The 23291-nt window shown below is 63.6% G+C and carries 24 protein-coding genes; 9 read left to right on the forward strand and 15 right to left on the reverse strand.

All coding sequences use genetic code 11. From position 1 onward, the window contains the following. Nucleotides 1-8: 8 nt before the first annotated feature. A complete protein-coding gene (locus ACZ5Y5_RS08405) occupies nt 9-134 on the reverse strand; it encodes an aa3-type cytochrome c oxidase subunit IV (RefSeq protein WP_464808196.1) in 126 nt (41 codons plus the stop codon). A 154-nt stretch (nt 135-288) separates the two neighbouring features. Here ACZ5Y5_RS08405 and ACZ5Y5_RS08410 point away from each other — a divergent pair, with 154 nt between their 5' ends. Both ACZ5Y5_RS08410 and ACZ5Y5_RS08415 read left to right on the forward strand, forming a co-directional pair. Then, nucleotides 289-1737 carry a sigma-54-dependent transcriptional regulator gene (locus ACZ5Y5_RS08410; protein WP_464808197.1) on the forward strand — a complete coding sequence of 483 codons (1449 nt, stop codon included), beginning with the start codon at nt 289-291 and terminating at the stop codon, nt 1735-1737. Nucleotides 1738-1826: 89 nt separating this feature from the next. Then, the gene (locus ACZ5Y5_RS08415; RefSeq protein WP_464808198.1) at nt 1827-2459 is read left to right on the forward strand and encodes a hypothetical protein; all 633 of its coding nucleotides are present in this window, start codon (nt 1827-1829) and stop codon (nt 2457-2459) included. Between the two features lie 45 nt (nt 2460-2504). Here ACZ5Y5_RS08415 and folP read toward each other — a convergent pair whose 3' ends face one another. Next, nucleotides 2505-3629 carry a dihydropteroate synthase gene (gene folP / locus ACZ5Y5_RS08420; protein WP_464808199.1) on the reverse strand — a complete coding sequence of 375 codons (1125 nt, stop codon included), beginning with the start codon at nt 3627-3629 and terminating at the stop codon, nt 2505-2507. Nucleotides 3630-3727: 98 nt separating this feature from the next. Continuing rightward, nucleotides 3728-4852, reverse strand: a complete 1125-nt coding sequence (locus ACZ5Y5_RS08425; RefSeq protein ID WP_464808200.1) for a DNA methyltransferase — start codon at nt 4850-4852, stop codon at nt 3728-3730. 287 nt (nt 4853-5139) lie between these two features. Here ACZ5Y5_RS08425 and ACZ5Y5_RS08430 point away from each other — a divergent pair, with 287 nt between their 5' ends. The 4 genes from ACZ5Y5_RS08430 (at nt 5140) to ahpF (ending at nt 8711) form a co-directional block, all read left to right on the forward strand. Beyond that, nucleotides 5140-5484 carry an ArsR/SmtB family transcription factor gene (locus ACZ5Y5_RS08430; RefSeq protein ID WP_464808201.1) on the forward strand — a complete coding sequence of 115 codons (345 nt, stop codon included), beginning with the start codon at nt 5140-5142 and terminating at the stop codon, nt 5482-5484. A gap of 132 nt (nt 5485-5616) precedes the next feature. Further along, complete coding sequence (gene betI, locus ACZ5Y5_RS08435; RefSeq protein WP_464808202.1) at nt 5617-6279, forward strand: transcriptional regulator BetI; 663 nt, start codon at nt 5617-5619, stop codon at nt 6277-6279. Nucleotides 6280-6397: 118 nt separating this feature from the next. Then, the gene (gene ahpC, locus ACZ5Y5_RS08440) at nt 6398-6961 is read left to right on the forward strand and encodes an alkyl hydroperoxide reductase subunit C (protein ID WP_464808203.1); all 564 of its coding nucleotides are present in this window, start codon (nt 6398-6400) and stop codon (nt 6959-6961) included. Nucleotides 6962-7127: 166 nt separating this feature from the next. Further along, nucleotides 7128-8711, forward strand: coding sequence for an alkyl hydroperoxide reductase subunit F (ahpF, locus tag ACZ5Y5_RS08445; RefSeq protein ID WP_464808204.1), 1584 nt, complete (start codon nt 7128-7130; stop codon nt 8709-8711). A 597-nt stretch (nt 8712-9308) separates the two neighbouring features. Here the strand turns inward: ahpF and ACZ5Y5_RS08450 are convergent. The 5 genes from ACZ5Y5_RS08450 to glmM form a co-directional block, all read right to left on the reverse strand. Then, on the reverse strand, nt 9309-9980 hold the full coding sequence (locus ACZ5Y5_RS08450) for a L,D-transpeptidase family protein (RefSeq protein ID WP_464808205.1): 672 nt from the start codon (nt 9978-9980) through the stop codon (nt 9309-9311). A gap of 101 nt (nt 9981-10081) precedes the next feature. Further along, the gene (locus ACZ5Y5_RS08455; RefSeq protein ID WP_464808206.1) at nt 10082-10681 is read right to left on the reverse strand and encodes a ribonuclease HII; all 600 of its coding nucleotides are present in this window, start codon (nt 10679-10681) and stop codon (nt 10082-10084) included. Then, a complete protein-coding gene (thiD, locus tag ACZ5Y5_RS08460) occupies nt 10674-11435 on the reverse strand; it encodes a bifunctional hydroxymethylpyrimidine kinase/phosphomethylpyrimidine kinase (protein ID WP_464808207.1) in 762 nt (253 codons plus the stop codon). Before thiD ends, ACZ5Y5_RS08455 begins: the two co-directional genes overlap by 8 nt. Beyond that, nucleotides 11432-11656 (reverse strand): DUF1272 domain-containing protein, encoded by a 225-nt coding sequence (locus ACZ5Y5_RS08465; protein WP_464808208.1) that lies wholly within the window; start codon nt 11654-11656, stop codon nt 11432-11434. Before ACZ5Y5_RS08465 ends, thiD begins: the two co-directional genes overlap by 4 nt. A gap of 105 nt (nt 11657-11761) precedes the next feature. After that, nucleotides 11762-13102: a phosphoglucosamine mutase gene (glmM, locus tag ACZ5Y5_RS08470; RefSeq protein ID WP_464808209.1), complete on the reverse strand. Its 1341-nt coding sequence runs from the start codon at nt 13100-13102 to the stop codon at nt 11762-11764. 89 nt (nt 13103-13191) lie between these two features. On the opposite strand from glmM, the gene ACZ5Y5_RS08475 reads away from it, so the two are divergent. Beyond that, nucleotides 13192-14598, forward strand: coding sequence for an alanine/glycine:cation symporter family protein (locus ACZ5Y5_RS08475; RefSeq protein ID WP_464808210.1), 1407 nt, complete (start codon nt 13192-13194; stop codon nt 14596-14598). A gap of 49 nt (nt 14599-14647) precedes the next feature. Here ACZ5Y5_RS08475 and ACZ5Y5_RS08480 read toward each other — a convergent pair whose 3' ends face one another. The 5 genes from ACZ5Y5_RS08480 to ACZ5Y5_RS08500 all read right to left on the reverse strand — a co-directional run bounded on the left by ACZ5Y5_RS08480 (nt 14648) and on the right by ACZ5Y5_RS08500 (nt 17468). Further along, on the reverse strand, nt 14648-14830 hold the full coding sequence (locus tag ACZ5Y5_RS08480; RefSeq protein WP_464808211.1) for a CsbD family protein: 183 nt from the start codon (nt 14828-14830) through the stop codon (nt 14648-14650). A gap of 142 nt (nt 14831-14972) precedes the next feature. Beyond that, nucleotides 14973-15497: a 30S ribosomal protein S9 gene (rpsI, locus tag ACZ5Y5_RS08485; RefSeq protein ID WP_464808212.1), complete on the reverse strand. Its 525-nt coding sequence runs from the start codon at nt 15495-15497 to the stop codon at nt 14973-14975. After that, complete coding sequence (gene rplM / locus ACZ5Y5_RS08490; RefSeq protein WP_464808213.1) at nt 15497-15976, reverse strand: 50S ribosomal protein L13; 480 nt, start codon at nt 15974-15976, stop codon at nt 15497-15499. The genes rpsI and rplM overlap by 1 nt, the downstream gene beginning before the upstream one ends. A gap of 131 nt (nt 15977-16107) precedes the next feature. After that, the gene (gene cutA / locus ACZ5Y5_RS08495; RefSeq protein WP_464808214.1) at nt 16108-16428 is read right to left on the reverse strand and encodes a divalent-cation tolerance protein CutA; all 321 of its coding nucleotides are present in this window, start codon (nt 16426-16428) and stop codon (nt 16108-16110) included. Continuing rightward, the gene (locus tag ACZ5Y5_RS08500) at nt 16425-17468 is read right to left on the reverse strand and encodes a COX15/CtaA family protein (protein WP_464808215.1); all 1044 of its coding nucleotides are present in this window, start codon (nt 17466-17468) and stop codon (nt 16425-16427) included. Before ACZ5Y5_RS08500 ends, cutA begins: the two co-directional genes overlap by 4 nt. A gap of 141 nt (nt 17469-17609) precedes the next feature. On the opposite strand from ACZ5Y5_RS08500, the gene ACZ5Y5_RS08505 reads away from it, so the two are divergent. Beyond that, nucleotides 17610-19646 carry a hybrid sensor histidine kinase/response regulator gene (locus tag ACZ5Y5_RS08505; RefSeq protein WP_464808216.1) on the forward strand — a complete coding sequence of 679 codons (2037 nt, stop codon included), beginning with the start codon at nt 17610-17612 and terminating at the stop codon, nt 19644-19646. Nucleotides 19647-19761: 115 nt separating this feature from the next. On the opposite strand, the gene ACZ5Y5_RS08510 is transcribed toward ACZ5Y5_RS08505, so the two are convergent. Together ACZ5Y5_RS08510 and ACZ5Y5_RS08515 are read right to left on the reverse strand one after the other, a co-directional pair. After that, nucleotides 19762-20388, reverse strand: a complete 627-nt coding sequence (locus tag ACZ5Y5_RS08510) for a 2-dehydro-3-deoxy-6-phosphogalactonate aldolase (RefSeq protein WP_464808217.1) — start codon at nt 20386-20388, stop codon at nt 19762-19764. Continuing rightward, the gene (locus ACZ5Y5_RS08515) at nt 20385-21287 is read right to left on the reverse strand and encodes a 2-dehydro-3-deoxygalactonokinase (RefSeq protein WP_464808218.1); all 903 of its coding nucleotides are present in this window, start codon (nt 21285-21287) and stop codon (nt 20385-20387) included. Before ACZ5Y5_RS08515 ends, ACZ5Y5_RS08510 begins: the two co-directional genes overlap by 4 nt. Before the next feature lie 139 nt (nt 21288-21426). On the opposite strand from ACZ5Y5_RS08515, the gene ACZ5Y5_RS08520 reads away from it, so the two are divergent. Continuing rightward, the gene (locus tag ACZ5Y5_RS08520; RefSeq protein ID WP_464808219.1) at nt 21427-23229 is read left to right on the forward strand and encodes an IlvD/Edd family dehydratase; all 1803 of its coding nucleotides are present in this window, start codon (nt 21427-21429) and stop codon (nt 23227-23229) included. The last annotated feature ends 62 nt before the right edge of the window (nt 23230-23291 follow it).

Consider the following 23291-nt stretch of genomic DNA (forward strand, 5'->3'; position numbering starts at 1 on the left):
CGCTGATCTTAGCTCGAGATCAGGACGACGACGATCGCGGCGAGCAGCGCGCAAGCGATGGTTCCCCACTTTACGAGGGACACGAACCCCACATAGGTCTGGGTCGCGCTCTCGATATTTCCTTCTGACGCCATGTCCAATCCCTTGTCAGCCTGTTTTAAGCGGGCCCCTCTTATCGACAAGCCCCTCCCCCCTCAACCTCGAAACAGAGGAAGAAAAACTTTCCGGTTAAGGGCGCCTTTACCCCCATGCGTTAGGCTACGCCCATAGTTCAAGAAGAGGGGTAAGATGGCGCGCGACGGCGTTCCCATGCTGATGCTGATCGACGAGGAGCCCGCCCAGCGCAGGCTCGTATCCGCGCTTGCAGCCCGCGCCGGATGGCGCACGATCTTTGCCAATGACGGCGATATGGCGATCGCCATGCTCGGCACGCAGGATGGCATGCGGCTCGACGCGGTGCTGCTCGACCAGTGGAGCCCCGGCTATGACGCGGCTGGATTGATCCGCGAGTTGCGCAGCCGCCGCCCGGCGCTACCGATCCTGATCCTCACCGCGCACAACAGCGTTGCGATCGCTGTAGAGGCGATGCGAGCAGGCGCCACCGATTATCTGGCGAAGCCGGTCGCCCCCGAGCGGCTGCTCGCGGCGCTCAACGCCACCGTTTCACACGAACATGGCAAGGGTGAGTTGCGGCCGCTGACGGAAAAGATTTCCGCCGCCCTCTCCTTTGAAGATGTCGTTGGCGCAGCGCCCCAGTTCCGCGCAGCACTGGCGATCGCGGCGAAGGCTGCGCGGGCGCGTGTCCCCGTGCTGATCGAAGGGGAAAGCGGCGTCGGCAAGGATGTGATCGCCCGCGCCATTCACGCCGCGTCGCCCCGCCATAAGCAGTCGATGGTTACGGTGAACTGCGGAGCGATTCCCGCTAACCTCGTCGAGTCGGACCTGTTTGGCCATGAGCGCGGCGCTTTCACCGGCGCGTTCGAACGGCAGGTTGGCAAGTTCATATCTGCCGACATGGGCACCATTTTCCTGGATGAAGTCAGCGAAATGCCGCTCGAAGCACAGGTGAAGCTGCTGCGCGTGCTGCAGGATGGCGAGGTGCAACCGATCGGCGCGCGGCGACCGATCCATGTCGATGTGCGGGTTATCGCTGCCACTAACAAGCGCTTGGTCGATGAGATTGAGGCGGGGCGTTTTCGGGAAGACCTTTATTATCGCCTGAACGTCGTGCAGTTGACGGTCCCGCCCCTTCGGGAGCGGATCGGGGACGTGCCGGCGCTCTGCCGTCATCTGCTGGCGCGGATCGCGGTCCAACCGGGGCTGCGAAGCCTCGGTCTTACCGACGACGCGCTTGCGCTGCTGATGCAGCATGATTGGCCGGGCAATGTGCGCCAGCTGCAGAACGCGCTCTTCCGCGCCGCCGTTTTGTGTGAAGGCGACGCGCTTACGCCGCAGGATTTTCCGCAGATTGCGGCGCACATCCGCTCTCGCGTCGAGGGTGAACCACTGCACCCGCGCCTGCGCGCCGTGCCTCAGACACATCGGGAAGCAGCCGGGATCACCCTGTTCGAAGGTGACGGCCATGTGCGGCAACTGGCGGAGATCGAAGCAGACGTCATCCGCCTCGCCATCGGCCATTATCGCGGCCGCATGACCGAAGTAGCCCGCAGGCTAGGGATCGGCCGTTCAACGCTCTACCGCAAGCTCGCCGAATTGGGCATCGACAGCGCCGCCTGAAGCACGCTTGGGCTGCTCAGGGCTCATCCTGCCGCGCCGTATATCGTTGCGACGTTGAAATGTCGGGCGGCCTATGCTTTGGGAAGGGCATGAAAAGCTCCAGCGTCGCAGCCTGCCTTCCCATTCTTCTTCTGGTCGCCTGCGGGCGCGCCGAACCGGTCGAGGACCTGCCGAGTCAGGAAGAATTGGCTGCCGCGGCGAATGCCGCTGCCGCCAAGGCGGTCGCCGCCGAAAAGGCCGAGACTAGCGCGACGCGCAATTATGTGAATATCGAGCGGGGCTTTTCCATCACGTTCCCCGAAGGCTGGGAAAAGGATGCGTCAGCGAGCAACGCGAATGGGGTCGTTTATCAGGACCCCGGTGCGGGCGCCGACGTACGTATTTTCTGGCAGCGCAATGATGAGAAACAGACCCTGCAGCAGGTCGTCTCGGCCATGAGCAGCGGTTCGGAAGGCGTGGATGGCGACTTTGTCGGAGACAACGAATATCGCGGGACGGCGAATGACGGCGAAGGCAATAACGTCGCCGTTCGCCTGCTACGCCAGCCTGACGGTTCGATCGTGACCGCGACGTTCGTCTATCCAGAGATGCTGAGCGAGCAATATCAGGCGATCGCAGAGAAGGTGCTCGACAGCCTGCGGATCTTCGGGCGGAAGGCGGAAACGGCGGAGGGTGGTACTGCGCCAGAAGCCGCGAGCAACGCATCGGCCGGCTCGGAATAAGCCTCGCGGTTTAGCCGGCATGCTCCCGGCAACTGCTCCCTGCAGCTAAACCGCGCTTAAACCCGCGTCTGCCAAGCCGCGCCAGAGGTGGAGCGCCTGGACGCTCTCCTTCACATCATGCACGCGCACCATCTGCGCGCCCAGTTCCACCGCGCGGAAGGCGAGAGCGACCGACCCACCCAGCCGGTCGGGTGCAGGCGCTTCGTTGGACAGCGCTCCGATCAGCCGCTTGCGACTCCCCGCAAAGAGGAGTGGCAGGCCAAGCGCCTGAAAGGTCGCCAGCCCGTTCACCAGCGCCAGATTGTCGGCCAGCGATTTTCCAAAGCCCAAGCCCGGATCGATCATGATCCGGTCCCGGCTGATACCCGCCGCGATGCAGGCGTTGATCCGCGCTTCAAGCATATCGAAAACGTCGGCGACCACATCGCCATAGCCGTTCAGATTGTCGTGCGGGTCGTCACCTGCAGACGGAGCATGCATCAGGATGACAGGGCATGCCGATGCAGCGGCGACTTCCATTGCCCGGGGATCATGAGCCAGCGCGCTGACATCATTGATGACCCTGGCGCCGGCGGCTAGCGCCGCCTCCATCACGGCCGCCTTGCGCGTGTCAATTGATACCGGCACGCCAGCCGCCGCAAGCCGTTCGATCACGGGGACCACGCGAGCAATCTCATCACCCTCCCATAGCCTGGGAGCCTTGGGCCGTGTCGATTCGCCGCCCACGTCGATCAGTGCCGCGCCCGCCGCCGCCATGGCAAAGCCCGCGTCTGCGGCTGCACCAGGATCGTCCATATGCTTACCACCGTCGGAAAAGCTGTCGGGCGTTACATTGAGGATCGCCATCACCTGCGGCGCATCGAACCGGATGGTGCGGTCGCCGAGCGCAAGCGGCGGGCGCGTCGCAGAGATATTGGCGGCGAGTTGCTTTGCCCGCTCCACCAGCGGCTTGGGCAGGCCAGCGAGCGCATCGACGAATCCGGCCACCGGCAGGGTCGTCCGGGCCAGCCGCTCCCGTCCGCTGAGCAGTATCAGTTCATAACCCTGGAACCAGACAAGCCCATTGCTCATCCGCGCCGCCGATCCCTCGGCCAAGCCGATGGGAGATGGCACGAACCATGTCGGTTTTAGATAGAGCCGGGCGTCAGCGGGTATATGGGAGGCGATCATTCCTGATTCCGTTCACCTGAACTCGTCGAGGGATGCTCCCTCTTTAAGAAAGAGGGAGATTGCGACAAGCCCCGCCAGAATTGAATGGCCTTCGCAGATCAAGGCTCGTTCGCGAGCAGATAGGTCTGCCGCAGAGCGTCGATCGGCTTCAGCCCGCCTTCGGCCTCATAATGCCAGAAGGTCCAGCCGTTGCAACTCGGCGCATTCTGTAGCGTCGCTCCCATTTTGTGGATCGAACCGCTGTCACTGCCGACGCTCAGGGACCCGTCCGCGCGCACGACCGCCTCCCAGCGCCGGCGAGAGTCTGTCAGCATCACACCCGGCTGGAGATAGCCGGTTTCGACGAGCGTGCCGAAGGCGACCTTCGGCTGAGCCTTGGCGCTCTGCATGATGGTCAGCGCGGATTCGTCGAGGGGCAGCGCAGCCTCGATCCGCTCCATCGCTACCTCGATATAGCTGTCTTCCCGTTCGATGCCGATCCATTTGCGGCCGAGACGCTTGGCCACCGCGCCGGTCGTGCCAGTGCCGAAGAAGGGATCGAGCACCACATCGCCCGGCTTGGTGCAGGCGAGGAGGACGCGATAGAGCAGCGCCTCGGGCTTTTGAGTCGGATGCGCCTTGGTGCCGTTCCGCTTTAGCCGCTCCTGACCGCCGCAGATCGGCAGCACCCAGTCCGAGCGCATCTGCAACTCGTCGTTGAGCGTCTTCATCGCCTTATAGTTGAAAGTGTATTTCGCGTCCTCACCCTGGCTGGCCCAGATCAGCGTCTCATGCGCGTTGGTGAAGCGAGTGCCCTTGAAATTGGGCATCGGGTTGGACTTGCGCCAGATGATGTCGTTGAGGATCCAGAACCCCTCATCCTGCAAGGCGGTGCCGACGCGGAAGATGTTGTGATAGCTGCCGATCACCCAGATGGTGCCATTGGGCTTCAGGATGCGACGAGCCTGCGCCAACCACGCCTTGGTAAAACGGTCATAGCTGCCCAGCGTGTCGAACTTGTCCCAATCATTATCGACCGCATCGACGCGGCCGCCTTCGGGCCGAAAAAGGTCGCCGCCCAGCTGCAAGTTATAGGGGGGATCGGCAAAGATCATGTCGATGCAGGCGTCGGGCAACTTCGCCATTTCCGCGATACAATCGCCGCGCAACAGGCGGTCGGCCTCAATCTCGACCGGCGCGATCGCCTTTTTACGCCGCGGCGCGACGCGTTCCATGACACCCATTTTCGTGACCCCCATTCGTTTCGAGGCCAGCGTTGAGTCCTCGGGAGTCCCCCGTCAAGATCAACAGTTTAGGAGTTAAGCCTGACAAAAAGGTTAACATCGGAAGAACGAAAGCGGTAGCCACGACATATTGAGTCCCGTTAAGCATAACAGACTCAATATCAGGTGGTGTGACTCAAAAGACTCAGCCGCCGGACAGCCGCAACTTTTTTTGGTTAATGCGGCTGGATCATCTAAAAAGCGGTCTGCTCTTGATCTTCCCATAACCCTTTGGTTATGGCTTCGCAATGAACGATGCTCTTTCCAATGGTGACCGGTCGACCGCTTGCGATGAACTTTTCAAGGCGCTGTCCGATGGTACGCGCCGTGCCTTGCTCGAATATCTGGTGCGCGAAGGGGAGCAGAGCGTTCATGCGCTGACCGCCGTTTCAGATGTGTCCCAACCCATGGTTTCACGTCATCTGGCCAAGCTGAAGCGCGCACGGCTCGTTACGGCCCGCCGCGCCGGGCGGGAAACCTTCTATGCCGCTCGGGTGAAGGGGCTCGCCCCTGTGGTCCAGTGGATGGCCATTTATGGCGCGCTGTGGTCGCAGCGCTTTACCGCGCTCGAAGAATTGGGCGAACCGGCCTGAAGTGCTGTTCACAGCCATCTTTCCACTTGCATTGCGCCCTGAAATAGTGATCGCATTTCGTGATCCATGTTGCGGGAAGGGGGCAGTGCGGGCTGTTCTAAGGGGGCGCGGCATGGTGGCGGGAAAAGAGACGTGGAGCATAAGACTGCAGGCCGATTAGGCAGGGTTCAGGGACGGGCGCGCTTTGTCAGGGAATCGCCCGATGTCAGACGCCAGGCGTTGATCGAAGCAACGGCGCGCTGCCTCGCTGAAAAAGGGGTGGGCGCTACGTCCGTGCGCGCGATATGCGCGCGCGCTGGCGTTTCGGCAGGCCTGCTCACCCATTATTTCGATGGTGTCGATGCCCTCATCCTCGCGACCTACCGCGATGTGGGGGAAAAGGTCGCCGCAGCCATGGAGCAGGCCGTTGCGGAGGCGGGTCCGGACCCATTGGACCGGCTGTGGGCCTATTTGCGTGCCAATTTCCAGCCGCCGGTGCTGGATCCCAATCTGCTTGCCACGTGGATTTCCTTCTGGAGCCTGGTGAAGACCAGCCCGAAAATCGCCGCCACCCATGCGGAAACCTATGGTGGGTCGCGCGAGCGACTGGAGGTCCTGCTGCGAGAGGCTGCGCCGCAAATCCCGCGTCTCGCCGCACGTATCGCTGCGATCGGCCTGACAGCGATGGTAGATGGGCTATGGCTGGAACTCTGCCTCGATTCCTCGACGTTCACGATCGACGAAGCGCTCGAGATGGTGAGGGAAGCGATGACCTATGTCATCCAGAAGCCAAGAGACGGATCAATCGATCAATAATTCGGCCTTTAATCGCTTTTCTCAATCAGCGGTTTAAAGAAAAGCAATTTCCCCCTTCCCCTCCGCGCCCCTACATAGGCCGGGCAACAGCAACCCCTCAGAAGGAACTGCAAGGCCCATGGCGCTTATCAACACCCCCATCAAGCCGTTCAAGGCGACCGCTTTCAAGGAAGGCAAGTTCGTCGATGTCACCGACGCCGACGTAAAGGGCAAGTGGGCGATCTTCTTCTTCTACCCCGCCGACTTCACCTTCGTCTGCCCGACCGAGCTGGAAGACCTCGCCGGCATCTACCCGACGCTGCAGTCGCTGAACGTGGAAGTTTATTCGGTGTCGACCGACACGCACTTCAGCCACAAGGCCTGGCACGATACCTCGCCCGCGATCGGCAAGATCAACTATTATATGCTGGGCGATCAGTCGGGTCAGATCACGAACAATTTCGATGTGATGCGTCCGGATGTCGGCCTTGCTGACCGCGCCACCTTCCTGGTCGATCCGGAAGGCGTGATCCAGTTCATGGAGATCACTTCGGAAGGCGTAGGCCGCAACGCGACCGAACTGCTGCGCAAGGTCAAGGCTGCGCAATATGTCGCCGCTCACCCCGGCGAAGTTTGCCCGGCCAAGTGGGAAGAGGGTGAAGAAACCCTGGCTCCTTCGCTCGACCTCGTCGGAAAGATCTAACTCTACCTGACCTTTCGCCGGGCCGGGTCGAGCAACTCCCCGGCCCGGCGGGGGTTTCATTCTGACATTTCAACCGCTGTCATGCCGGGCGTTCGGGTCGTACCCCACCGGCAAGCGGACCCGCGTGCCCCGGACCGGTGCGCCAATTCAATGGAGCTATGAGAAGATGTTGGACGCAAATCTCAAAGGCCAGCTCAAGGCTTATATGGCGAACATCACGCAGCCCATCGAGCTGGTGGCGTCGCTCGACGGAGGCGCGAAGTCGCGGGAGCTGGAAGGACTGCTCAACGAAATCGCCGAGCTGTCGGACAAGGTGTCGCTGGTGCTGGCAGGCCATGACAAGCGCAAACCCAGCTTCATGATCCGCCGCGCTGGCACGGACATAGGCGTGACATTCGCCGGTATCCCGATGGGCCACGAGTTTACCTCACTGGTGCTCGCCCTGCTGCAGGTTGGCGGCCATCCATCCAAGGCGGCGCAGGACGTCATCGATCAGATCAAGGATCTGGACGGCGACTTCACGTTCGAAACCTATTTCTCGCTCTCATGTCAGAACTGCCCCGACGTGGTGCAGGCGCTGAACCTGATGAGTGTCCTCAATCCGCGCATCCGCCACGTCGCCATCGACGGCGCGCTGTTCAAGGAAGAGGTCGATGCGCGCCAGGTGATGGCCGTGCCCACCGTATTCCTGAATGGCGAACCCTTCGCCAGCGGCCGGATGGAACTGGAGCAGATCGTCGCGAAGATCGACAGCGGCGCGGCTGACCGCGCGGCTGAGAAGATCCGCAAGCAGGACCCTTTCGAGGTGCTGGTCGTCGGCGGCGGGCCTGCGGGCGCGGCATCGGCGATCTATGCCGCGCGTAAGGGCATCCGCACGGGCGTCGCCGCAGAGCGGTTCGGCGGCCAGGTGCTCGACACCATGGATATCGAGAATTTCATCTCGGTAAGCCGCACCGAAGGGCCTAAGCTCGCAACCGCGCTCGAGCAGCATGTGAAGGATTATGACGTCGAAATCATGAACCTGCAGAAGGCGGCGAAGCTGATCCCGGCCAAGACCGAGGGCGGCTATCATGAGGTCGTTCTGGAAAATGGCGCAAGCCTGAAGGGCCGCACCGTCATCCTTTCGACCGGCGCGCGCTGGCGGCAGATGGGCGTGCCGGGCGAGGATGAATATCGCAACAAGGGCGTGGCCTACTGCCCGCATTGCGACGGCCCGCTGTTCAAGGGCAAGCGCGTGGCGGTGATCGGCGGCGGCAATAGCGGCGTCGAGGCGGCGATCGACCTCGCCGGCATCGTGGCGCATGTCACGCTGATTGAGTTCGACAGCCAGCTACGTGCGGACGCGGTGCTGCAGCGCAAGCTGGCCAGCCTGCCTAACGTCCGCATCATCACCTCCGCGCTGACGACGAAGGTGGAGGGTGACGGGGCGAAGGTGACGGGCCTTTCCTACAAGAACCGCAACCACGGCACCGATCATGATATCGAACTGGAAGGCATTTTCGTCCAGATCGGTCTCGTTCCCAATACCGAATGGCTGAAGGACGCCGTCGCCCTTTCTCCGCGCGGCGAGATCGAGATTGACGCACGCGGCGAAACTAGCCAGCCAGGGATATTCGCTGCCGGCGATTGCACGACCGTGCCATACAAGCAGATCGTGATCGCCATGGGTGGGGGTTCGACGGCGGCGCTTTCCGCCTTCGACTATCTCATCCGCCTGCCCGCGTCGGCGGAGACGGCTGAAGCAGCCTGACAAGACAACCCCCGAGCGGGGGGTTGGGAAGCGGTCGCCCCCAGGCCCGGTGGCGGCCGCTTCTTAATTTCCGCCCCGTTTTCCGCCAATTTTGCCCGAAGTTCACAGTGTATGCGCGCGCGTGCCTGCGCGCGCGTAGGCGTGAGGGCGCGATGTACCGGACATTTCAAAGAGGAGCGCGGCATAGACTGGTCAGGGCGAAATAGGACAGGCATGACTCAGCGCCAACGGAGTGAATAGGGCGCTTTTCGACGGGGTTGTGGCCGTCGCGTCACACATGGCCCCGGCGAGGAGTGGCGTCACGGCGAGCAATAGGAGCGCCGGTTCTTCGTCACCAGGACTGAACCGGGGTTCCACTTAACTTCCTCGGTTGAAGGAAGCGGGCTTGCGGCTCAAGGCCGGAATGACGGCCGAGTTGTCGATTGGCGATCAGTCGCAGACATCGCCCTCCCCCGAGGCTTCAAACAGGATGCTGGCTGATTTGAAGGGTTGGGAGCTTCCCGCTCGACCGTTGTAAATTGCCGCTGATGTTGCGCCAGCCCACCCCCTGGCCCCCTCCCGCTTGCGGGAGGGGGAACGCCGCTACCTAGACCCCAACTACCAACGGCGCAGGCGCGGTCGGAACACGCTGGGGTCGATGGTGAGCATCGGTGCGTCGCGGGTCGCTAATTCCACCGGGGCTTTCTCCAGCACCGGGGGCTGGGCATTGGGCGTGAAGGTCACGACGGCTGTTCCGGGGTCGTTCAACACGAGCGTGTCGAGCATCAGTGCCGGGCCTAGCTCATCCGCATTCACCCGCACCAGCGTGCCGATCTGGGTGAGACCGAACAGCTTGCGAGCGAAAGCGTGCGGCAGGCGGATACAGCCGTGGCTTGCCGGATAGCCCGGATTATGCCCGGCGTGCAGCGCGATTCCGTCCCAGGTCAGCCGCTGCATGAAGGGCATCGGCGCATTACTGTAGATGTTCGACCTGTGCCATTCCCGCTTCTGCAGAATCGGATATTCACCCGTCGGCGTGCGATGTCCCTTTGTTCCGGTCGATACGCTGGCCATGCCGACGAGCCGGTCGCCGCTATAGACATGCACCATCTGCCGCTCGATGCTGATGATCAGATAGAGCGGGCCATCGAACGGGCCTTCTTCCAACCAACGGTAAGCGCCGGGCGCGAGGGATCCGCTGGCGGGAACCTCGGCCTGGGCGAACACTGGTGGCGCGCCCAAAGAGAGAGCGAGAATGCTAAGCAGGGCGAGGGCTGGCAGAAAGCGCATTAAGTCTTTCTTAACCATCCGCAGGCGCGGTTCCAGTCTGGAATTTTCCGGCAAGCGCGCGCGGTCATCCCGTCATGGGACGAGTCTAGTAAACCTCCCCGCTACAGCAGCATCAACTGAGCGACGGGCGCAAAGCTGCGTCGATGGAGCGGTGTCGGCCCATATTCCCTTAGCGCAGCCAGGTGCATCGGGCTGCCATAGCCCTTGTTCGTTTCCCAGCCATAATGGGGGTGCGAGGCAGCCGCCTCTACCATCATCCGGTCGCGCGCTTCCTTAGCCAGGATCGACGCGGCGGCGATGGACAGGCATTTGGCGTCCCCTTCCACAACAGCGGTCGAGGTCCAGCGCCATTTGGGGCAGCGGTTGCCGTCCACCAGCACATGCGCGCAGTCATGACTGAGCGCCTCCATCGCTCGCGTCATGGCCAGCATCGTCGCCCAGAGGATGTTCAGGCTGTCGATTTCCTCCACCGACGCGACGCCGATTCCCCAGCAGAGCGCTCGCGCCTTGATCTCTCCCTCCAGCATCGCGCGGCGAGTGGCGGTCAGTTGCTTGCTGTCATTAAGGCCATCGGGACAGTCATCCTGCCTGAGAACTACGGCAGCGGCGACCACCGGTCCTGCAAGCGGGCCCCTGCCCGCCTCATCCACTCCGGCGACGAGGCCGGGATGATGCAGAAGTTCATGCGCGAAATCAGGCATGGAGATGAAATCCGAAGGGCGCGCCCATGGGCCCATGTCCCTGCCCTAGGCCCGGCGACAGCGTCAGCGCTTCGCGAACATATTTGCGCGCGCGCTCGATGGCGTCGATCAGCTCCCAGCCCTGCCCGAGGCCCGTTGCAATGGCGCTGGCCAGCGTGCAGCCGGTGCCGTGGGTGTGAGGCGTGTCTATGCGGGCATTGCTCCAGGCCTTGCGTACGCCCTGAGGGCCGATCAGCCGGTCGGTGAGCATCGTCCCCTCCCCATGCCCGCCCTTGGCAAGCACATGGGTGTCGAAGCGGATCGCGATCTCTTCCCCGCCGAGCGCCGCCAGTTCGGGAATGTTGGGCGTCACCAGCGTCGCCAAGCTCATCAGCCGCTCAAAGACTGCAATGGTCGCTTCATCCGCAAGGGCTGCGCCGCTGGTGGCGACCATGACCGGATCGAAGACGATTGGGACATTTTTCAGCCTGGAGAGCCGGTCCGCGACGGCGGCAGCGGTTTCAGCCGAACCGATCATGCCGATCTTTACCGCATCGATCCCGATATCGCCGATGACGCTGTCCATCTGCTGCACCACCATCGGCGTGGGTATGGGGTGGACGCCCTGTACGCCCAGCGTGTTCTGCGCAGTGATCGCAGTGATCGCCGTCATGGCGTGGCCGCCAAGCAGCGTCACCGTCCGGATATCCGCCTGGATACCCGCGCCGCCGCCACTGTCCGATCCGGCGATGATCAAAATGCGTGCTGGCTTCATGCCTTATGGTGACGCTGGGGGGTTGCTGGATGACGGGCGAGCGCTTCGCCAACGCGGGTCGGGCGGTCCATCAACTCGCCGCCGCAATTGGGGCAGCGATCGTCCAGCGCCTCTGCACAAGGCGCGCAGAAGGTGCATTCGAAGGAACAGATGAACGCGCCGGGTTCATCGGCGGGCAGGTCCGTGCCACAGCGTTCGCAGTCGGGGCGCATTTCAAGCATGACAGGATTCCGTCAAACTAGCGGAAGCTGGCATCTCTGGACGAAGGGCATGGCTGATCTGAGGGAGATCCCAGCTTTCGCTGTGATGACGATGAGCGGGAAGCGTCATGCGGCCACTCTCGCCACAGCGTCGCAGATGCGTTCGACGACATCCTTCACCTGATCCTCGCGGTCGCCTTCGGCCATCACGCGGATGACAGGCTCCGTGCCGGAAGGACGGATGACGAGGCGGCCGCAGCCGTTAAGTTCCGCTTCGGCCTGGGCGATCACGCGCTTGACCTCATCATGCTCCAGCGGCTTCCCGCCGGAAAAGCGGACATTCTTGAGCAGCTGCGGCACCGGGTCGAACTGGTGCAGCACTTCACTCGCAGGCTTGCCTGCGCGGACGAGCGCCGCCAGCACCTGTAGCGCGGCCACGGTGCCGTCGCCGGTCGTGGCATAATCTGACAGGATCATGTGACCCGACTGCTCGCCGCCGACATTGAAGCCGCCCTCGCGCATCCGTTCCAGCACATAGCGGTCGCCGACCTTGGTCCGCTCCAGATTGATGCCCTGGCCGGCAAGGTGCCGTTCCAGACCGAGATTGGACATGACAGTCGCCACCAGACCGCCGCCCCGCAGCGAGCCTTCGCGCGCGAAATTGCCTGCGATGAGCGCCATGATCTGATCGCCATCGACGATCTGGCCCTTTTCATCCACCACGATCAGCCGGTCCGCGTCGCCGTCCAGGGCTATGCCGATGTCGGCCCCGGATGATACGACCGTTTCCTGACACAGAAGCGGCGATGTGGATCCGCATGCATCGTTGATGTTGACGCCATTGGGCGTGACCCCGATCGCGATCACTTCCGCGCCCAATTCCCAAAGGGCGGATGGGGCGACCTGATAAGCTGCGCCATTGGCGCAATCGACGACGATCTTCAGTCCGTCGAGGCGCAGATCTGCCGGGAAGCTCGACTTGACGGCATGGATGTAGCGACCGCGCGCGTCCTCCACGCGGCGGGCGCGGCCGATGTCGGCAGGGGCCGCCAGCGGGATATCCTGCTCCAGCATCGCCTCTATCTTCAGCTCATCCTCGTCGGACAATTTGTATCCGTCAGGACCGAACAGCTTGATGCCATTGTCGGCATAAGGATTGTGGCTGGCGGAGATCATGACGCCCAGATCCGCGCGCATGGAATGGGCGAGCAGCGCGACCGCAGGCGTGGGGATCGGGCCGAACTGGACGACATCCATGCCCACTGCGGTGAAGCCCGCCACAAGCGCATTTTCCACCATATAGCCCGAAAGGCGGGTGTCCTTGCCGATCACCACCCGATGGCGGTGACTGCCGCGCTGGAAATGCTTGCCCGCGGCCATGCCGACCTTCATCGCCAGCTCCGCCGTCATCGGCCACTGGTTGGTGCGGCCCCGGATTCCATCGGTGCCGAAATAACGCCTGCTCATGATTCTCGTCCCGCAAAGCGACCTAAGCTGCCGTCATCCATAGCAATCTTTGTTCGACTTTCCACCGGAGACCGGTCATTCCTTAGCAGATGGACGGGTTCAATGCAGCGGTGGACGCGCTAGCGGGCGCCGTCTTTTTCAAGGTGCCGCTGCTGGGCGCGCAGATCGAGTTGATCGTGCTGTATCTGGCTGTGCCGATGCTGTTCTTCACGATCTGGCTTGGCTTTCCCAATGTGCGCGCCATCGGACGCGCGCTGCGCATCTTACGGACGCAGCCCGGTGCGGGCGAAGCGAAGGGGGATGTCAGCCAGTGGGGCGCGCTGACCACCGCGCTCGCAGGCACCATCGGCCTTGGCAATATCGCTGGCGTCGCGGTGGCGCTAACCATGGGCGGGCCGGGTGCGATCCTGTGGATGTTCGTCATCGGCTGGTTCGCGATGACCGTGAAAATGGCCGAGGTGACGCTGGGCCTCAAATATCGGACCTTCGACAGCCGCGGGCATGTGCATGGCGGTCCCATGTATGTGCTGAGGGCGGTCGGTGCCGCGCGCGGATGGCCGCACCTGGGACTGGTGCTGGGCGGGCTCTATGCCTTCTTCGCGCTGTTCGGGGCGATCCCGATGGTGCAGGTCAACCAGAGCTTCGCGCAGGTGAAGGTGGTGACGGGGCTATCCAACGGCTGGGCCTATGGCGTCTTGCTCGCCGCCGCCGTGGCGCTGGTGACGCTGGGCGGCGCGGCTTGGCTGGGCGAAGTGGCGAAACGGCTGACTCCGCTGAAGGTGGCGGTCTATCTGGTCGGCGTTGCGGCGGTGCTGATCTTCCATGCGCCAGCCATTCCGGGTGCACTGGCCGAAATCTGGCACGGGGCGTGGAGCGGCAGCGCTGCGACGGGCGGCGCCGTCGGTGCGTTCGTCGCGGGGATGCGGCGGGCAGTGTTCGCGAGCGAGGCGGGTGTCGGTTCCGCCGTGATGGCGCACAGCCTGGCGCGCGTGCGGCATCCGGTGTCGGAGGGACTTGTCGCTTTGCTCGAACCGCTGCTGGGCACGATGATCGTCTGCGCTGTGGGCGGTCTGGCTCTGGTCGTCGCGGGCACATGGCGATCGGGGCTGGAGGGAATCGCGATCACCTCCGCCGCCTTTGCGCAGGTGTCTCCCTGGTTTCCCTGGCTGCTGGCGGTGGTGGTGGTGCTGTTCGCCTATTCGACGTTGGTGGCCTGGGGCTTCTATGGGTTGCAGGCCTGGGGCTATTTGTTCGGCAATGGGCCGAAGGCGCAGTGGAGCTACAAGATCCTCTACATCATCGCCCTGCCCCCGGCCGCTGCGATTGATCTCGGCCGAGTGGTGGACATTGTGGACAGCAGCTTTTTCCTGATGGCCATTCCCAATGTCATCGCGCTTTATCTGTGCGCGGGTGAGTTGCGGCGGGATGTGCGGGCCTATCTTCGCGGGCCGGCAGATCGGGAGCAGCGGGCCGGCGAGGCCGAGGCTTTCGGGTAAAAGAAAGGCCCCGCCATCGGCGAGGCCCTTGGTGCACTTCAAGCTTCGATCAGATGTCGTCGCCAAGTGCGCCCTTGACCGAACCCTTGATATTCTGCGCCGTGCCCTTGGCCTTTTGCGCCTTGCCTTCAGCGGCCAGATCAGGGTCGCCCTGGTTACGGCCTACATTCTCCTTGATGGCGCCAGCCGCCTTGTTCCCAGCCGCTTTCACCTTGTCGGTCAGTTCGCCCATCGGGTCCTCCTGTCGTTAGCTACAGCAGGTTAACAAGCCAGGTTAAGGAAGGTTGCCACCGATACGGAGGCGCAACAGCTAAGGGCAAAAAGAAAGGGGCCGGAAATCCAGCCCCTTTCCAAAAACTCTTGCGAGTAGGATCTTAGCGCTTCGAGAACTGGAAGCTGCGGCGGGCCTTCGCCTTGCCGTACTTCTTACGCTCGACGGTACGGCTGTCGCGTGTCAGGAAGCCTTCGGCCTTGACCGCGCTGCGCAGCGCTGGTTCATATTTTGACAGCGCCTGGGCGATGCCGTGCTTCACGGCGCCGGCCTGACCCGACAGACCGCCGCCCTTGACGGTGGCGATCACGTCATACTGACCTTCACGCTCGGTAACACCGAACGGCTGGTTGATGACCAGACGCAGGGTCGGACGAGCGAAATAGACTTCCTGATCACGGCCGTTGACCGTGATCTTGCCGGTGCCGGGCTTCACCCAGACGCGGGCGACGGCGTCCTTGCGGCGGCCGGTGGCGTAGGCGCGGCCGAGGCTGTCGATTTCCTGCTGACGCAGGGGAGCCGAGGGCTGAACCGGAGCGATCGGCGCGTCGGCGGCCGGAGCGGCAGCAGCAGGCGCGTTAGCGGCCAGCGAGGCGAGGTCGGACAGGGACTGGCGGTTATCGGACATTATGCACCCACCTTGTTCTTGCGGTTGCGCGATGCGAAATCGAGCACTTCGGGGTTCTGCGCTTCGTGCGGATGTTCAGCGCCGGCGAAGATGCGCAGGTTGCGCATCTGCTGACGGCCGAGCGGACCACGGGGGATCATGCGCTCAACAGCCTTTTCCAGGACGCGCTCAGGGAAACGGCCTTCCAGGATCTTGGCAGGCGTGGTTTCCTTGATGCCGCCGGCATAGCCGGTGTGCTTGTAGTAAACCTTGTCGGTCAGCTTGCGGCCGGTGAACTTCACCTTGTCCGCGTTGATGATGATGACATTGTCACCGCAATCAACGTGGGGGGTGAAGGACGGCTTGTGCTTGCCGCGCAGGATGTTCGCGACGGTCGAGGCGAGGCGGCCGACGACGAGACCTTCCGCGTCGATCAGGATCCACTTCTTTTCGACCGTTGCCGGGGTTGCCGGCTTGGTGGTCTTCATCAGCGCCTTCATGGTGCCAATCTCCAGAATGAAATAGTGAATTGAACGTGTTTTGAGGGCGTTCAAAGATGGGCGCTAATGACCGGCGCACCTTCAGAAGTCAAGAGATTCGGCCACTTTCCTGACGGGTAAAATAATACCCGTCACTTTGCGATCTGGTCCGCGACCCATTTTGCATAGCTGAGATCCGCCATTTCGACCGGCAGAGCGAGGATCGCAGGCACGTCATAGTCATGAAGTTCGGCGATCCGCGCCATCAGCGCATCGCGGCGCGAGGGGGTGGTCTTGAACAGCACCGGCACCTCGGCCGACGTTTCCATGACGCCGTTCCATTCGTAGATGGACGTCGCCTGCCCCAGCATATTGGCGCAGGCGGCCAGCCGCTCCTCGATCAGCTGACGCGCCACACGATCGGCTGCCTCAGCCGAGCCGAACAGCGTATAGACGAGCGCGACCCCGCTCATGCCCGGAGCGTCCCTATCGCGTGCGCGCCCCACGCGGCCGAAGCGACGACCAGCGCGCCCACCGCCTGATGAAGCACCGCGAGCGGCAGGGCGATGCCGCTGATGACGGTGGCGATACCGAGGGCGATCTGCGTGCCGACAGCCGCGTTGATCGCGATCGACGGCCCACGCTGCCCCGCCCGCTTGGCCTTGCGCGCCAGCAGGATCAGCATGGCGGCGGCGACCCACGCCCACCAGCGGTGGATGAAGTGAACCAGATAGGGATCGCTGGACATGGTGGCCCAAAGCGAACCAAGCCATTCTATGCCCTCAGGGACGAAATGGTCGTTCATCAGCGGCCATGTGTTGGAGACATAGCCCGCGTCCAGCCCGGCGGTGAAAGCGCCAAACAGCAGCTGAAAGAACAATATCAGCAGAACGACCAGAGCGAAGGGGCGCAAGGCCGCAGGCCGCGCCGCCGGATCACGCGCCAGCGCGCGCAGGTCGAGCGCGGTCCAGATAAGGCCGCCCATGATGAAGAGTGCGGTCAGCAGATGAATGGCGAGGCGATAATGGCTGACATCGGTGCGCACCGACAGGCCCGACTTCACCATCCACCAGCCGATCGCGCCCTGAAGCCCGCCCAAGGCGAGCAACGCGACAAGGCGCGGGCCATAGCCCTCAGGGATCGCGCGGCGCCAAGCGAACCACAGCAGCGGCAGCGCGAACGCGACGCCGATCAGACGGCCGAGCAGCCGATGCACCCATTCCCAGAAGAAGATGAACTGGAAGTCGGAAAGGGTCATGCCCTGCCGAAGCTGCTGATATTCGGGAATCTGCTGATAGAGGCGAAACGCCTCCATCCACTGGTCATGGGTGATCGGCGGAATGGCGCCGGTAATCGGCTTCCACTGGGTAATCGACAGACCTGATTCGGTCAGGCGCGTAATACCGCCAACCACAACCATGCAGAAAACCAGCGCCGCAACGGCGAGCAGCCAGCGGGCGATGGACGCGGGGCGCGATGCGGACATGGCCGGGCGGAGGGCAGTTGCGGTCATGGCGCCGATCCATGCGCCGATGCCCACATCGTTGCAAGAGGGCGACCCTGAGACAAAAGGTCGCAGCAGGCAGGCTGCGGGGGATACAAATGAGTGGACAGGCGTATGTTCGGCTATGCGGTTCTTAACAGAGGATAATCGATGACGGCGACGGCGAACAACATCGCCACGATGATCGCCGCGCACGGACCGCTAGGCGAGCTGACCGCTCGTATCGGCGGCCAGTCGCCGCTGGGGCCGGTCGATCAATGGTCGCCCGCTCTGGTATCCACGGTGCGGCTGATGCTGTCGTCCAAGGCGGAGATCGTGCTGTTCTGGGGTCCGGACCTGTGTGCGCTCTATAATGAAGCCTATGCGCCGACGATCGGCGACAAGCATCCCACCGCGCTTGGCCGTCCAGCGCGCGAGGGCTGGGCCGAGCTGTGGCATGATCTTGAGCCCCTGCTGCTGTCCGTAGTCGAGCAGGGCGAGACCGTCCATGCCAAGGATCGCCCCTTTTATATCGAGCGGGACAGCGGTCGGGGCGAAGAGGTATTTTTCGACATCAGCTATTCGCCCGTATTCGAAGGCGACGGATCGATCGGCGGCGCATTGTGCATCGTCAGTGAGACGACGCAGCGGGTAAAGGCAGAGCGCGACATGCAGGCCGAGCGTAACCGCTTATGGACGCTGGCGCGCGATCCGTTCCTGGTGGCCGACATGGGGGGTACATGGCTGTCAGCCAGCCCGGCATGGACCGACATATTGGGATGGACCCAGGAGGAATTGGTCGGCCGGACGTCGGAATGGATGGAGCACCCGGACGATGTGGCGCGGGTGCGGAGCGAATTGGCGACGCTTCAGCAAGGATTGCCGACATTGCGGTTCGAGAACCGGTTTCGGGCGAAGGACGGCAGCTATCGCAACTTCAGCTGGACGGCGGTGCCGGACAATGGCCTGATCTATTGCGTGGCGCGCGATGTTACCGAGCAGCGCGCCCATGCGAGGGCGCTGGCCGATACGGAGGCGGCGTTGCGGCAGGCGCAGAAGATGGAGACGCTGGGGCAGCTGACCGGCGGCGTCGCGCACGACTTCAACAATCTGCTGCAGATCGTGACCGGCAATCTGGAATTGCTGCAACGCGGGCTGAGGGAAGAGGACAAGCTGCGGCGGGCGGCGGACAACGCCATGGCGGGAGCCCAGCGGGCGACGATGCTGACGCAGCGGTTGCTGGCCTTTTCCCGCCGCCAGCCGCTGGCGCCGGTGCGCGCCGACCCCAACCGGCTGGTCAGCAATATGTCGGACCTGCTCAGCCGCACGCTGGGCGAAACGATCGAGGTGGAGACGATCCAGGCAGCCCGCGCCTGGCCAGTGGAAATCGATATCAACCAGATGGAAAATGCGCTGCTCAGCCTGGCGGTCAACGCCCGCGACGCGATGCCGGGCGGCGGCAAGCTGACGATCGAGGTCGCCAATACGCATATCGATGACCATTATGCCGCGCAGGAAGAAGATGTCCTGCCCGGCCAATATGTGCTGATCTGCATGTCCGATACCGGCCAGGGCATGGACCCCGACACTCTGAGCCATGCGATCGAGCCCTTTTTCACCACCAAGGAGGTGGGGCGCGGCACGGGCCTGGGACTGTCGATGGTCTATGGCTTCATCAAACAATCCGGTGGCCACATCCGCGTCTATTCGGAGGTTGGGCAGGGAACGAGCGTCAAAATCTACCTGCCGCGCCATCATGGTCCGGTGCCGGCGAATGACCGGTCGGAGGAGTCTCGCCGCGCGCCTGGCGGCGGCGGCCATGAAACGGTGCTGGTGTGCGAGGATGACGACAAGGTGCGGGCTTATGCCGTCGAGGTGCTGAGCGAACTGGGATATCGCGTGATCGAGGCGAGCAACGGCCCGGCCGCGCTGGACGCGCTGGATCGCGCCGTGCCGCCGGTCGACCTGCTGTTCACCGATGTGGTGCTGCCGGGCGGAATGACTGGCGCGGATGTCGCGCGGGAAGCCGCAGCGCGGAAGCCGGACCTGAAGATATTGTTTGCGACCGGCTATGCGCGCAACGCGATCTTCCATCATGGGCGGCTGGACCCCGGCGTCGAGTTGCTGACCAAGCCTTTCAGCTATGCGGATCTGGCCGCCAAGGTGCGGGAAATGCTGGACCGGCAGGACGCGCGGCAGGCGGGGTAAGGCATTTTTGGGGCCTGGACTCCGCCCCGCCTTAGAACGCAACTCGCACGACTTCGCTCGAAACGAACGGGGGTAGAGGGCAAGGCCGGGGATCGGGCGAGAGGCGGCCGCCGCGTCAGATCGCGCGCCAGGCGGCGACCAGGGCTGCGGCCCGCTCGCCCACCAGATCGGCGCTGTCGCCGGGGCGGTAGAGCGCGCCGCCGACGCCGATGCCTTCGCACCCGGCCGCGAGCCACTGGCCGATCGTGTCCGCGCCCGCGCCGCCTACGGCCCAGAGGCCGACATGGCGCGGCAGAACTTCCTTCACCGCCTTGATATAGGACGGGCCGAGTTGCGCCGCGGGGAAGAGCTTCAGGCGGCGGGCACCAGCCTTTACGGCCACAAACGCTTCGCTGGGAGTCATGAAGCCGGGCAGCAGTTCAAGGCCCAATTCCGCGCCGCGCGCGATGACGGCAGCGTCGGTGTTTGGCGTCACCATGATGCGGCCGCCGCTGCGGTGCAGATCCTCCACCGCATCGACCGTCAGCACGGTGCCGCCGCCGATCAGCGCGCGATCGCCGAACGCCTGCTGAAGCATGGCGATGCTCTCCAGCGGGTCGGGTGAATTCAGCGGCACTTCCAAGATGCGGATGCCCGCATCGATGAGGGCCGCGCCGATCGCCGGGGCTTCATCGGGGCGCAGGCCGCGCAGGATGGCGGCGATCGGAGGGGCGCCGTCGGCGAGCAGGGCGTCGAGTGTCATGCGTCATTCTCCGGTAGGGTGAGGCCCGCGAGCACGCAATCGTCACCATCGAGCATGTGGCTGGAAAGACCGCGCACTTCCAGCGCATGCGCGTAACGGGCGCACAGGCGCTGGTCGCCGATCAATGTGATGTTGCCTGCTGTCCCCAATATCTTGAGAATCTCGGCAATCTCGCAACCTATGAGCAGGCCGGACAGATAACCCGCCGCCCAGTCGGGAGACCGCCCGGCGCGAAGGCGCATGGCGCGGGCGGCAAAGAGGCTGGTCAGCAGACGGCCCTCCCCTGCCCGGCCGAGCCCTTCAGCGAAGCCTTCGCTTTCCAGCGAAGGATCGCGCGTGTCCGACTTGGGTCCAAGGGTCGATTGATCGTGGAGCAGCGCGTACAGCTCCCCCGTAGGGACCGTTCGGAAGGCGATGATGCGGCCGTCTTCGACCAGCGTCCACTTATTGTGCGTACCGGGCAGGACGATCAGTTGCCGTCCCTCGGCCAGTTCGGGGTGCTGCTGGATTGCGCCGAACAGCTGGGTTTCCTCACCCCGCATGACGTCCGCCACGCCATCGCCGTCCGTGCAGGCGAGCCCGGCGAGAATGGAGACAGGCACGCCCCGCCAGTCGAACCGAGCGGCGGCAGAGCGCCAGTCACGCGCGGCGGCGGGGCAATCGGCATAGGGCGCCTCCACCCAGCCGTCCCGCGCTCCCGCCATGCCGCAAAGGCGGATTTGGCCGGGCATGCCCTCTTTCAGCCAGGGCGCGATGGTTTCTGCGAAAGCCGCTTCCGCCTGCGCGCCAGCCGCGGCGATGCCGGGGCCTGCGAGGCGCGCAACGGCTTGCCCCTGTTCGATGCGGAACAGGCGCAGACGGCTTGTGCCCCAATCGCCTACGACCTCATAGCCGCTCATGCCGGAGCGCCTGCACTACAGGGTGCCAGGAGTTTCACGAGAAAATATAATCCATCCTTGTCTCGGTATTTGTATGAGTATATGGATCAGGCGAAGGCGTCAATCTGTCGCGCCGCCCCATCTTTCTCAGGATGCTTTCATGGCCGCATCGTTCCCCACCGACCGGAAATTGCGCAGCCGCGCCTGGTTCGACAACCCCGATAATATCGACATGACCGCGCTCTATTTGGAGCGTTACCTGAATTTCGGCCTGACGCTGGAGGAACTGCGCAGCGGCAGGCCGATCATCGGCATCGCCCAGACCGGCAGCGATCTGTCGCCCTGTAACCGTCACCATCTGGTGCTGGCGGAACGGATGCGCGAGGGCATTCGCGAAATGGGCGGCATAGCGCTCGAATTTCCCGTCCACCCGATACAGGAAACGGGCAAGCGTCCGACCGCCGGGCTGGACCGCAACCTCGCCTATCTGGGGCTGGTCGAGGCGCTTTACGGCTATCCGATCGATGGCGTGGTGCTGACCACCGGATGCGACAAGACGACGCCGGCGCTGCTGATGGCGGCGGCCACGGTCAATATTCCCGCGATCGCGCTGTCGGTCGGGCCGATGCTGAACGGCTGGCACAAGGGGGAGCGGACAGGTTCGGGCACGATCGTCTGGCATGCGCGGCAGCTGCTCGCGGCGGGCAAGATCGATGATGAGGGCTTTATCAAGCTGGTGGCGTCGTCCGCGCCCTCGACCGGCTATTGCAACACGATGGGCACGGCGACGACGATGAACTCGCTGGCCGAAGCGCTGGGCATGATGCTGCCCGGATCGGCGGCAATCCCCGCGCCCTATCGCGACCGGCAGGAAGCCGCTTACCGCACCGGCAAGCGGATCGTGGAGATGGTGGCGGAGGACCTGAAGCCTTCCGACATCCTGACGCTGGACGCCTTTCACAACGCGATCGTGGTCAATTCGGCGATCGGCGGTTCGACCAATGCGCCGATCCACCTGGCGGCGATCGCACGGCATGTCGGCGTCGAACTGCCGCTCAAGGATTGGGAGACGGTGGGGCACAAGGTGCCGCTGCTGGTGAACCTGCAGCCTGCGGGCGAATATCTGGGCGAGGATTATTATCATGCGGGCGGCGTGCCTGCGGTGGTCGGGCAGCTGATCGCCCAAGGGCTGATCCGCGAAGGCGCGATGACCGTCAACGGCCGGACCATCAGCGAGAATTGCCGGGGCGTCGAAATCGAGGATGAGAAGGTCATCCGCCCCTTCGCGCAGCCGTTGAAGGCGGAGGCCGGGTTCCTTGTCCTGTCCGGCAATCTGTTCGACGCGGCCATCATGAAGACCAGCGTCATCAGCGACGAATTCCGCCAGCGCTATCTGTCCAACCCCAACGATCCCAATGCGTTCGAGGGGCCTGCGGTCGTGTTCGACGGGCCGGAGGATTATCATGCGCGGATCGACGATCCGGCGGTCGGCATCACGCCCGACACGCTGATGTTCATGCGCGGCGCCGGGCCGATCGGCTATCCGGGCGCGGCGGAGGTCGTGAACATGCGGCCGCCCGCCTATCTGATCACCGAAGGCGTGAGCGCTCTGCCCTGCATCGGCGACGGGCGGCAATCTGGCACCAGCGGCAGTCCGTCGATCCTGAACGCCTCGCCCGAGGCGGCGGCAATGGGTGGGCTTGCGCTGTTGAAGACGGGCGACCGGGTACGCATGGACCTGAACACAGGCACGGTGAATGTCCTCATTCCGGACGAGGAGTTGGAGGCACGGCGATCGGCCCTGGTGGCGCAGGGCGGCTATGCCTATCCGGCTTCACAGACGCCCTGGCAGGAAATCCAGAGGGCGCTGGTGGGGCAGATGGACAGCGGCGCGATTTTGGAAGGTGCGGAGAAATATCAGCGCATCGCCCAGACCAAGGGGCTGCCGCGCGACAATCATTGATCCTGTCGGAGGGCACCTGAAGAAGCTGGCTGCGGCGGGAGATGAACGGCTTTCCTTGCTGG

The sequence above is a fragment of the Sphingobium sp. TomTYG65 genome (assembly GCF_055395525.1).

Coding starts and splice junctions, on each gene's coding strand:
- ACZ5Y5_RS08405 (WP_464808196.1), bottom strand. CDS start 134: ATGGCGTCAGAAGGAAATATCGAGAGCGCGACCCAGACCTATGTGGGG.
- ACZ5Y5_RS08480 (WP_464808211.1), bottom strand. CDS start 14,830: ATGGGCGAACTGACCGACAAGGTGAAAGCGGCTGGGAACAAGGCGGCT.
- ahpC (WP_464808203.1), top strand. CDS start 6,398: ATGGCGCTTATCAACACCCCCATCAAGCCGTTCAAGGCGACCGCTTTC.
- ACZ5Y5_RS08415 (WP_464808198.1), top strand. CDS start 1,827: ATGAAAAGCTCCAGCGTCGCAGCCTGCCTTCCCATTCTTCTTCTGGTC.
- ACZ5Y5_RS08455 (WP_464808206.1), bottom strand. CDS start 10,681: ATGCCTGATTTCGCGCATGAACTTCTGCATCATCCCGGCCTCGTCGCC.
- ACZ5Y5_RS08425 (WP_464808200.1), bottom strand. CDS start 4,852: ATGGGTGTCATGGAACGCGTCGCGCCGCGGCGTAAAAAGGCGATCGCG.
- rplM (WP_464808213.1), bottom strand. CDS start 15,976: ATGAAGGCGCTGATGAAGACCACCAAGCCGGCAACCCCGGCAACGGTC.
- ACZ5Y5_RS08520 (WP_464808219.1), top strand. CDS start 21,427: ATGGCCGCATCGTTCCCCACCGACCGGAAATTGCGCAGCCGCGCCTGG.
- ACZ5Y5_RS08505 (WP_464808216.1), top strand. CDS start 17,610: ATGACGGCGACGGCGAACAACATCGCCACGATGATCGCCGCGCACGGA.
- ACZ5Y5_RS08510 (WP_464808217.1), bottom strand. CDS start 20,388: ATGACACTCGACGCCCTGCTCGCCGACGGCGCCCCTCCGATCGCCGCC.
- ACZ5Y5_RS08430 (WP_464808201.1), top strand. CDS start 5,140: ATGAACGATGCTCTTTCCAATGGTGACCGGTCGACCGCTTGCGATGAA.
- ACZ5Y5_RS08465 (WP_464808208.1), bottom strand. CDS start 11,656: ATGCTTGAAATGCGCCCCGACTGCGAACGCTGTGGCACGGACCTGCCC.
- ACZ5Y5_RS08410 (WP_464808197.1), top strand. CDS start 289: ATGGCGCGCGACGGCGTTCCCATGCTGATGCTGATCGACGAGGAGCCC.
- ahpF (WP_464808204.1), top strand. CDS start 7,128: ATGTTGGACGCAAATCTCAAAGGCCAGCTCAAGGCTTATATGGCGAAC.
- rpsI (WP_464808212.1), bottom strand. CDS start 15,497: ATGTCCGATAACCGCCAGTCCCTGTCCGACCTCGCCTCGCTGGCCGCT.
- ACZ5Y5_RS08515 (WP_464808218.1), bottom strand. CDS start 21,287: ATGAGCGGCTATGAGGTCGTAGGCGATTGGGGCACAAGCCGTCTGCGC.
- folP (WP_464808199.1), bottom strand. CDS start 3,629: ATGATCGCCTCCCATATACCCGCTGACGCCCGGCTCTATCTAAAACCG.
- glmM (WP_464808209.1), bottom strand. CDS start 13,102: ATGAGCAGGCGTTATTTCGGCACCGATGGAATCCGGGGCCGCACCAAC.
- cutA (WP_464808214.1), bottom strand. CDS start 16,428: ATGAGCGGGGTCGCGCTCGTCTATACGCTGTTCGGCTCGGCTGAGGCA.
- thiD (WP_464808207.1), bottom strand. CDS start 11,435: ATGAAGCCAGCACGCATTTTGATCATCGCCGGATCGGACAGTGGCGGC.
- ACZ5Y5_RS08450 (WP_464808205.1), bottom strand. CDS start 9,980: ATGCGCTTTCTGCCAGCCCTCGCCCTGCTTAGCATTCTCGCTCTCTCT.
- ACZ5Y5_RS08475 (WP_464808210.1), top strand. CDS start 13,192: ATGGACGGGTTCAATGCAGCGGTGGACGCGCTAGCGGGCGCCGTCTTT.
- ACZ5Y5_RS08500 (WP_464808215.1), bottom strand. CDS start 17,468: ATGACCGCAACTGCCCTCCGCCCGGCCATGTCCGCATCGCGCCCCGCG.